This is a genomic window from Microbacterium ginsengisoli (genome assembly GCF_000956535.1).
Lineage (GTDB): Bacteria > Actinomycetota > Actinomycetes > Actinomycetales > Microbacteriaceae > Microbacterium > Microbacterium ginsengisoli.
In genome coordinates this window covers 1-8,071 of record NZ_JYIY01000031.1, presented here as the reverse complement: position 1 = coordinate 8,071, position 8,071 = coordinate 1, and the positions used below count along the sequence as shown (strand labels likewise).

General features: G+C 73.0%; 10 protein-coding genes. 6 read left to right on the top strand and 4 right to left on the bottom strand.

Annotated elements, in window-relative coordinates:
* Positions 1-171 precede the first annotated feature (171 nt).
* The gene (locus tag RR49_RS00470; RefSeq protein ID WP_045245776.1) at positions 172-693 is read right to left on the bottom strand and encodes a YbhB/YbcL family Raf kinase inhibitor-like protein; all 522 of its coding nucleotides are present in this window, start codon (positions 691-693) and stop codon (positions 172-174) included.
* 142 nt (positions 694-835) lie between these two features.
* On the opposite strand from RR49_RS00470, the gene RR49_RS00465 reads away from it, so the two are divergent.
* Positions 836-1,900 carry a DUF5684 domain-containing protein gene (locus RR49_RS00465; protein WP_045245775.1) on the top strand — a complete coding sequence of 355 codons (1,065 nt, stop codon included), beginning with the start codon at positions 836-838 and terminating at the stop codon, positions 1,898-1,900.
* A gap of 23 nt (positions 1,901-1,923) precedes the next feature.
* Here RR49_RS00465 and RR49_RS00460 read toward each other — a convergent pair whose 3' ends face one another.
* From RR49_RS00460 to eccD, 3 genes are read right to left on the bottom strand one after another with little or no spacing between them, the layout of a single operon-like run.
* Positions 1,924-3,261, bottom strand: a complete 1,338-nt coding sequence (locus tag RR49_RS00460; RefSeq protein WP_048809501.1) for a S8 family serine peptidase — start codon at positions 3,259-3,261, stop codon at positions 1,924-1,926.
* On the bottom strand, positions 3,258-4,619 hold the full coding sequence (eccB, locus tag RR49_RS00455; protein ID WP_048809500.1) for a type VII secretion protein EccB: 1,362 nt from the start codon (positions 4,617-4,619) through the stop codon (positions 3,258-3,260). The genes RR49_RS00460 and eccB overlap by 4 nt, the downstream gene beginning before the upstream one ends.
* A gap of 4 nt (positions 4,620-4,623) precedes the next feature.
* Positions 4,624-5,961 (bottom strand): type VII secretion integral membrane protein EccD, encoded by a 1,338-nt coding sequence (gene eccD, locus RR49_RS00450; protein ID WP_045245773.1) that lies wholly within the window; start codon positions 5,959-5,961, stop codon positions 4,624-4,626.
* A gap of 274 nt (positions 5,962-6,235) precedes the next feature.
* Between eccD and RR49_RS00445 the strand changes: the two genes are divergently transcribed.
* From RR49_RS00445 to RR49_RS00425, 5 genes are all read left to right on the top strand, one after another.
* Positions 6,236-6,550 carry a WXG100 family type VII secretion target gene (locus tag RR49_RS00445; protein WP_045245778.1) on the top strand — a complete coding sequence of 105 codons (315 nt, stop codon included), beginning with the start codon at positions 6,236-6,238 and terminating at the stop codon, positions 6,548-6,550.
* 33 nt (positions 6,551-6,583) lie between these two features.
* Positions 6,584-6,874 carry a WXG100 family type VII secretion target gene (locus RR49_RS00440; RefSeq protein WP_048809499.1) on the top strand — a complete coding sequence of 97 codons (291 nt, stop codon included), beginning with the start codon at positions 6,584-6,586 and terminating at the stop codon, positions 6,872-6,874.
* A 116-nt stretch (positions 6,875-6,990) separates the two neighbouring features.
* The gene (locus tag RR49_RS00435; protein ID WP_045245771.1) at positions 6,991-7,308 is read left to right on the top strand and encodes a WXG100 family type VII secretion target; all 318 of its coding nucleotides are present in this window, start codon (positions 6,991-6,993) and stop codon (positions 7,306-7,308) included.
* 1 nt (position 7,309) lies between these two features.
* Positions 7,310-7,603 carry a WXG100 family type VII secretion target gene (locus RR49_RS00430; RefSeq protein WP_045245769.1) on the top strand — a complete coding sequence of 98 codons (294 nt, stop codon included), beginning with the start codon at positions 7,310-7,312 and terminating at the stop codon, positions 7,601-7,603.
* Positions 7,604-7,750: 147 nt separating this feature from the next.
* On the top strand, positions 7,751-8,071 hold a 321-nt coding region (locus RR49_RS00425), incomplete at its 3' end, for a hypothetical protein (protein ID WP_157013125.1).

Here is an 8,071-nt window from a genome sequence, read left to right as displayed (position 1 = left end):
CAGCAGCACCGCGCGCTGTCGCACGGCACGTTGCGCGGCGCACGGCCGCGCACGCGTCGCGCAACGTGCCGTCTCACCGACCTCGGCCGGCTCGGGCGGCGACCGGCGGCCGCCGGACCGCCGGACCGCCGGACCGCGTGCCGCGCCGCCGACGGGCACGGATGCCGCCGGTCAGTGCGCGTACGTGCCGTGGATGATCGCGCGGCCGAGGGTCTGGAACGCCAGCTGGAACGAGGCGACGGCGGGTGAGGCATCCGCGTCGATGCCGAGGGTCGGCGCCCCGACCGCGTGCACGACGAAGAAGTAGCGGTGCACCTGGTCGCCGGCAGGCGGCGCGGCACCCATGAATCCCGGCTGGCCGGCGTCGTTGCGCAGATGGAAGGCACCCTCCGGCAGCGCGGCCGCCGCGGCGCCGCGCTCGAGCGAGGTCACCGAGGCAGGAAGATCGACGAGCATCCAGTGCCAGAACCCCGACGGGGTGGGCGCGTCGGGGTCGTAGCACGTCACGACGTACGACTGGGTGCCCTCGGGGGCGCCCGACCAGGCGAGCTGCGGCGAGGTGTTGCCGAACTCGGCGACCTGCGCGTCGTCGAGCGGGGCGCCGTCGGTGATGTCGGCGCTCGTGACGGTGAAGGCCGGCACGGCGGGCAGCAGCGGGTACGGGTCGGGGGTGACGGGGCGTTCGAGGCTCATGCCCCCACGCTACGTCGCGCCGGCTCCGCGCGCAGCGGGGTCGCGGGTCGAGACATCCGCCGTTCGGCCTGTGCACAGTGCCGTTCGGGGGCATCGCGCCCGGTAACGTCGAGCGCGCCGGACGCTGATCGGGGGGAGAGACATGACGGATGCCGCGGGCTCCCTCGTCGTCGCGGTCGTGATCGTCGCGACGCTCGTCGTCGTGGCCGCGACCCTGCACGCGTGGTACGCGGCGGGGCTGTCGCGGGTCTTCCGAGCGGTCGACGCGGACGGCTGGCGGGCCTGGATCCCGGTGGGCAACGAGGCCGAGCTGCTGCGCCTGGCCCGGTTCGAGCCGGCGCTCGCGGTGCTCGCATTCGTCCCGGTCGTGAACGTCTACGGCTACGTCGTACACGTGAGGGCGGTACACCGCGTCGGTGCCCGCTTCGGACTCGGCGTCGGCACGACGGTGATCGGCGCCCTCCTCCCACCGGTCTGGGCGATGGTCGTCGGCGCCCGCGCCCCGCTCCCACCCGCCGAAGTACGCACCCCTACCGACGACGAGGACGATGACACGCCCGCGGTGATGGTCGGCCTGATCGGCGAGCGTGTGCCGGCGGCCGATGCCGCTCGCCTCCCCGCTCCCCCCGGGGGCTCGCCGCTCGCTGCCCCCGGCGCCACTCCGCTCGCCCCCGCCGGCACCCCGCGGGCGCACGCCGCCGGGGTGCCGACGGTCGCGGCTCCCGCCGCCCAGACACCTCCCGCATCCGAAGCTGCCGCCGAGGTGGTCGACGCGGTTCCCGCCTCGCACGACCTGCCGTCGGTGCTCCCCACCGACGTCGCCGATCTGCCGCTCCGCCGACGCTCGCGGCGTTCCGTGGCACCCGGCGACGGAACGACGGCGGCCGCCTGGTGGATCGTCACCGCCGACGGGGAGCGGTACGCGGTGGCGTCCGATCGGGTCATCATCGGGCGTCATCCGTCCGGTGACGAGGCCGGGGTGCAGTACCTCGCCATCGCGGACGCGACCCGCACGGTGTCGACGCAGCACGCCGCGCTGCGCCTCATCGCGGGCCGGTGGTCACTGAGCGACATCGGGTCGACGAACGGCACGAGCCTCGTCGACGCCCGCGGATCCGTGCAGTCGCTGGCCGCGCACACGGTGGCCGAGATCACGGGCGAGTTCCGCCTCGGCGACATGGCGCTGCGACTCGAACCGGGCCGCTGACGCGATCCGGCGGATGCCGCCGATCACCGCCCGCCCGGCGGATCTCCGTAGAGCCCGTGGCTCGCGTGTGCTGCCGGAAGCGACGACGTCCGCTCGTGTGGTCCGGCACACCGCCGTCCGCGCAGCACCGCGAGGGTGCCGACGATCGCGAGCGCGGCAGCGACCAGGACCGCGATGATCACCCCGACGAACACCGCCTCGCTGTTCGCGGGGGGCCGGGCGGTGACGCTCACCGCGGCGGAGGGCGTCTCGCTGACGACCGGCTCCGCCGACACGAAAGGGCTCACCGGCCCGCGTACGCCCGCACCCGGCACCATCACGAGCGCCTCGTACGGCTGGATCGTGCCCCATCCCGCGGCATCCGTGCGCTGGTCGGGATTCGCGCGCACAGCGGTCACCTCGAGGCGATAGGCCCACTGAGCCGGCGTCTCCTGCGGGTAGGCCGCGGCGACGAGCGCCGCCGCAGCCGACACGTAGGCGGTCGCGAAGCTCGTGGCGGGCTTGTCGGAGACGTAGATGCAGTCGCCGCCCTGGGTGGAGGTGGTGAGGATGTCCTGGCCGGGCGCAGCCAGGGCGACGTGCGGCCCGTGGATGCTCGCGTCCGTCACGACACCGCTGAGGTCGGTCGCCGCGACGCCGACGGCCCCCGGATCGCCCGCCGGGTAGCGCGCACCGTCGGCGGCATTCTCCTCGATGGCGAGCTGGTTGTCGCGGTTTCCCGAGCTCGCGACGACGAGGCTGCCCCGGGATGCCGCGTATGCCACCGCATCCCGCAGACCGGGGTCATCGGTCGCGGTGCTCATCGAGACGTTGATGATCTGCGCGCCGTTGTCGGCGGCGGTGCGGATGCCCGCGGCGAGACGGGCGACCGAGGGGCCGAAATCCGCTTTCACCTGGTCGGACTCGGTGCCGGCGAACACCCGCACGGACAGGATGCGCGCCGCCGGGGCGAGGCCTTCGACACCGGAGCCGTCGAGGGGGCGCGCGGCGATCTGACCTGCGATCGCGGTGCCGTGGCCGTTGAGGTCCGCGTTCGCACCGGCGCCGTCACCGACGAGGTCGATCGCGCCGGCCATCGCGCCATCGAGGTGCGGGTTCGCCGCGACCCCCGAGTCGACGACGGCGACGGTGACTCCCGCGCCCTGCGTGATCTGCCAGGCATCGCCGCTCTGCAGCACGCCGAGCGCCTTCACCGGGTCGGTTATGCGCGTCGAGGCGGTGCACTCCCCGGTGTCGGTCGCGAGCGGGCGCGCCAACGCGGCATCCGTTCGTCCCATCGCCGCCGCGGGCGTCGCCGCGGCCAGCAGCGCCGCTCCGAGCGCGACGCCGACGACCGCACGGATGCCGCGGCCCGCCGTCACGGGACCTCGGTCGCCGTCGGGCTCGGCGAGAGCTGCTGCCCCTCGGTGCCCCCGCCGGCCCCGAACTCGGTCAGCGCCGGCCCGGTGAGGAAGAACGGGATCCAGGCTTTGGTGACCGTCGTCACGTCGGTCGCCTGGTAGCCGAGACGCTGGAGGGTCTGCTCGGTGGCGCCCGGCAGCGCGTAGGCGGTGCCGGTCGCGTCGATGAGGGTGTCGAGGCCGCTCGACTGATCGCCGCGCCCGGCGGCGTTGACGAGCGCACCGTGACCGGCGGCGACACTCACTCCCGCCGGAGCCGGCAGGCTCGCGGCGCGGGCGGCCAGCACGGTGCGCGTCGCCTGTCCGTCGCTCGCGAGCAGCGCGCAGGGCCGCGACGCCGCGTCGAGGGGGGTGAATCCCGCGGCGGGCCAGTCGGCGCCGCCCGCCGGCTCCTTCGCGGTCGGGAGTCCCGAGCTCACCGACTGGGGAACGTCCTTCACGTCGGTGGCCTTCGCCCCGCTGCCGAGCTGGTACAGCTGCCACGCGAGCGGGCTGAGCGGGGCGAGAGTGTGATCCGACTGCACCAGGAAGCGATCGTCCTCGGCGCTTCCCGAGTAGTGGATGACGTCCCCGACGCGCAGGGTCGTGCCAAGCACCTGGTCGCCCGCGTCCGTCACGGTCAGTGGAGCAAGCGGGGCCCCCGGAGTGAAGAGATTGAGCCAGTCGACGCTCACCGCGCGCGGCGTGCTCGCCGCGATCCCGGCGGCGCGCAGCACGGCGTCGCCCGACGCGGCATCCACGAGGTGACTCGTCCCGCCTGCGACGACGTACCGGCCGCCGGCCGCGTCGACCACGATGGCCCGGTCTGTCGCGGTGGCCGCCGGTGCCTCGCCGAGCTGTACGGCGATGCCGGCGGCGTCGGCGAGGCAGGCCGTCCAGCCGGTGTCGATGAGAGCGGATGCCGCAGGCACCTGATCGGGCGCGCCCACGATGCCGACGGTCGAGCCGAGGGGGATGTCGGCGAGGTTCGACTGACTCGTGTTGATGACGTCGAACTGCCCGGCCGGCATCAGCAGACGCGCACTGGCGGTGTTGAGCACAGGGTGCAGCACGCCGTCGACGGTGACGTAGCGCGCGCCGGTGTCCTTCGCGATGATGAGCTTGCCGTTCTGCCAGCCGCTCGGGAGCCCCGGCTGGATGAGCCCGTAGAACACTCCGGCGAGCACGACCGCGGCGGTGAGGGCGATCGCGGCGATGACGGCGCGCAGAGGCGCGGCGGGCTCGAGCTCCTTCCCCTCGGGGGCACCGCTCGTGAACGCCGTGAGCAGGCGGCGGCGCGAGAAGTTCTGCGCCTCGATCAGGTCGCTCTTGGTCGCCACGCGGTCAGACCCATCCGCCGGCGATCACCCCGAGCGGCAGCAGCACCGCCAGGATGATCAGCTCGATCGTGTCGGCGACCCGTGCGAGCCGGGTGCGCGCGCGCGGCGCGAGCACCGTGATCGTCACGACGACCGCGGTGGCGATGATGAGCGCGACGAGGAGGACGAGGCGAAGCGCCGGCTGGCCGACGGTCACCGTGATACCCGTGACGGCGAGGCCGACGGTGCCGAGCGCCATGATCGCGAACACCGCGCTGCGCGCGTAGGACTGGCGCGACGGGAACATCATGCCGAGGAACGCGAGTGCGCACAGCGCCGCGCCGGCCGCGTTCGCGGCCGCCACGAGCGGTGTCGCGGCGAGCGCGACGATGCCCAGCGCGAGACGGCTCGCGACGAGCACGCGATGGCCCGCCGCGATGCGCCGCGCAACGTCGTCACCGTCGATCGGTGTCGGCGCGGCGAACACCTCGGCGTCGCTCTGGGGCGAGATGACCCGGATGCGCGTCGAACTGAGGGCGAGCCAGGGAAGCCCGTTGCCGAGCGTCGCCACGACCGCGACCATCACCGCGTAGACGGCGACCGCGTCCACCGGCAGCACGGCGGCGAGCGTCGCGGTGACGCCGACCGCGGCGCCCGCGACGAGGGGGGCGAGCTGGATCTCGGGGCGGTCGGGTTGGAAGGCGAGTGAGGCGCCGCCGATGACGACCGCACCGAGTCCCGCGGCCGCGAGGGGCCACGTCCAGATCTCCGTCCCCGGCACCGCGAGGAATCCGGCGAGAGCACCGAAGAGGGCCGCGGCGATGCCGAGGCCGTGCCCCGCCTCGCTCTGGCCGAGGCGGCCGACCACGGCGGAGACGGCGACGAGCACGACCGCGCCTCCCGCGGCGACGATCGCACCGAGACCCAGCCCGGGGCCAGCTGCGAGCAGCAGCGCCGCGCACACACCGAGCAGCGTGAGGGACGCGGCGAGCGCCGTGCGTGCGTTGTCCTGGGGCGACCAGGGTCTGTGCTGTGAACTGGTCGCGTCGATCACAGCCTCGACGATGTCGTCGTAGACGCGCGGCTGAGCGAGCAGACCGCCGCGGGCGAGCGTGAGCAGGTCTCCGTCGTCGACACCCTGCTCCGTCGCCCCGCGCGCGACGTCGAGCACCGTGCCGTCCGCGCGCTGCAGCGCATAGCCCGCGTGCGTCATGGTCGGATCGAGCACGCCGAGACTGCGCGCGAAGCCCGGCATCAGCTCGATGAGCGGCAGCTGAGCGGGGATGCCGATGTCGAGCCGGCGGCCCTCGCACTGCACCGACACGCGCACGAGAGCCCGCGAGGCGACGACGCTCTGACTCACCGGTGCGCTCCCCCTCGTTGCCGTCATCCGTCGTGCCCGCGCACGACGCCGCCAGTGTAGCCGCGGCGTGGAAGCCCTCGAATGCGCCTGGGGATGACTGCGAGGAGCCGGATCCAGATGACAGAACTCTCATCCACGAACTATCCACAATGGCCGGATCGGGCCCCGTGCGCGGGGGCCGATGGCTACCGTCGGACCCGAGGCGCTCGATCACGGTGACGACCACCGCACGGGAGCCCCACTCCGATCCAGTCAATGAATGAAGGGGGTTGACGTGGCAGATGTGATCTCCGCCGAGGAAGGCGCGCTCAAGCGCGGAGCCGAGGCAGTGAACACCGCGAAGGCCGGCATCGACCAGCAGGTGAAGTTCGTCCGTGGCGAGATCGAGCAGGTGCGCGGCTTCTGGACCGGCGCGGCCGCCGTCGCGTACACCCAGCTCATGACCCGATGGGACGACGAGACACGCAAGCTGAACGAGGTGCTCGTGACGCTCGAGTCGGCCCTGACCGGCACCGAGCGCGACCAGTCGGCGACAGAAGAGTCCCACCAGCAGACCATCTCCGGTCTTTCGTCGATCATGGGCAGCTGACGCACGCGTCGGCAGAGAGTAGGAGGAGTCATCATGCAGTCGATGTCCGTCAAGCCCGAGCAGGTCGTCGCCCTCGCCGGGCAGATCCGCACCGGCGCCAACGGAATCAAGGCTCAGCTGGAACAGCTCGAGAACGAGGTCGGCAAGCTCCGCGCCTCGTGGAACGGTGAGGCGCAGACCGCCTACGACACCGCACAGCGCAAATGGACGCAGTCGCTGACCGCGCTCAACACCCTGCTCGAGCAGATCTCCGCCAAGACCACCGAGATCTCGCAGGGCTACGTGTCATCCGACAAGTCGTCGGCAGGCCGATTCTCGCTCTGACGTTCGGGCGGTGATCGCGGGCGTCCGGTCGGCGATCACCGCCTCGCCGATGAGGGGATGCCGCGGCCACCGGCATCCGTCTCGTCACCGTCGATGAATCGATCACAGGAGGAGTCATGACCGGATCGATCAGCGCCACCGAAGGCGCGCTGCGGCGCGGTGCGGAAGCCGTATCGGGCGCGCGGGCCGACATCGTCGACAGCATCGGTCGCGTGCGAGGCGAACTCGACCAGCTGAGCGCGTACTGGCAGGGAGGCGCGGCGACGGCGTTCCAGTCGCTGGTGTCGACGTGGAGCGCGGATGCGCAACGCCTCACCGCCGTACTCGTCGAGTTCGACGGGGCGCTGCGCGGGACCGAACGCGATCAGGCCGCCACGGAGGACGCGCACCAGCAGACCATCTCGGGCCTCGGCACCATGATGGGCGGAAGCTGACATGCACGACTTCTCGGTCGACCCGCTCGCTCTCGAGGTCAGCGCGGCGGAGCTGCGCACGGAGAGCGCCCGTATCGGCGCGATCCTCGCCGGCCTGGAGCAGGAGGTCGGTCGGCTGGAGGCGAGCTGGGACGGCGATGCCCGATCCGCCTACCAGCGGGCGCAGCGCTCGTGGAGCGCGACCTTCTCCGAGATGCGGGATCTGCTCGAGCGCATCGCCCGCGCGGCCGATCAGATGTCGGCCGGGTACGTCGAGTCCGACCGCGCCTCGGCCAAGCTCTTCCGGAACGGCTGAGACCATGACCGATCCGGCGAGGCGACGCGTTGCGGCCCGCGAACCCGAGCTCGGCACGCCGTCGAGAGACCCCGCTCAGTGACCCGCCCCGTCATCGAGAGGCGGCGCATAGCCGTGATCGATGCGACGTCCCGTCACGATCTCTCCGTGCCGATCGACCGCACGCTCGCCGACGCGCTGCACGCTGCACGCATCGACCTCGACCCTGCCCGCCAGACGCTCCTCGGCCGGGGCGGAAGACAGCTCGCCCCGGGGTCGCCGATCGGCGACCTCGACGACGGCGCGGTCCTCACCGTCGTCGAGACGGGCGAGCGCCGGCCCACCGCGAGGAGCGGCATGCGCCGACGGCGCGACGCCGTCGAGAGCGCCGCCCTCTGGTGGACTTTGGGCGCGCTCGGCCTGGGGGTCGCCGTGGTCGCGCTCGGCGCGCCCGACGCGATCGTCCCGTCCGCGCGGCCGGTCCTCGCC

What these genes read in the sequence shown, in the direction of transcription:
- RR49_RS00430 (WP_045245769.1), top strand. Translation starts at nt 7,310, where the DNA reads ATGCACGACTTCTCGGTCGACCCGCTCGCTCTCGAGGTCAGCGCGGCG.
- RR49_RS00435 (WP_045245771.1), top strand. Translation starts at nt 6,991, where the DNA reads ATGACCGGATCGATCAGCGCCACCGAAGGCGCGCTGCGGCGCGGTGCG.
- RR49_RS00465 (WP_045245775.1), top strand. Translation starts at nt 836, where the DNA reads ATGACGGATGCCGCGGGCTCCCTCGTCGTCGCGGTCGTGATCGTCGCG.
- RR49_RS00440 (WP_048809499.1), top strand. Translation starts at nt 6,584, where the DNA reads ATGCAGTCGATGTCCGTCAAGCCCGAGCAGGTCGTCGCCCTCGCCGGG.
- RR49_RS00470 (WP_045245776.1), bottom strand. Translation starts at nt 693, where the DNA reads ATGAGCCTCGAACGCCCCGTCACCCCCGACCCGTACCCGCTGCTGCCC.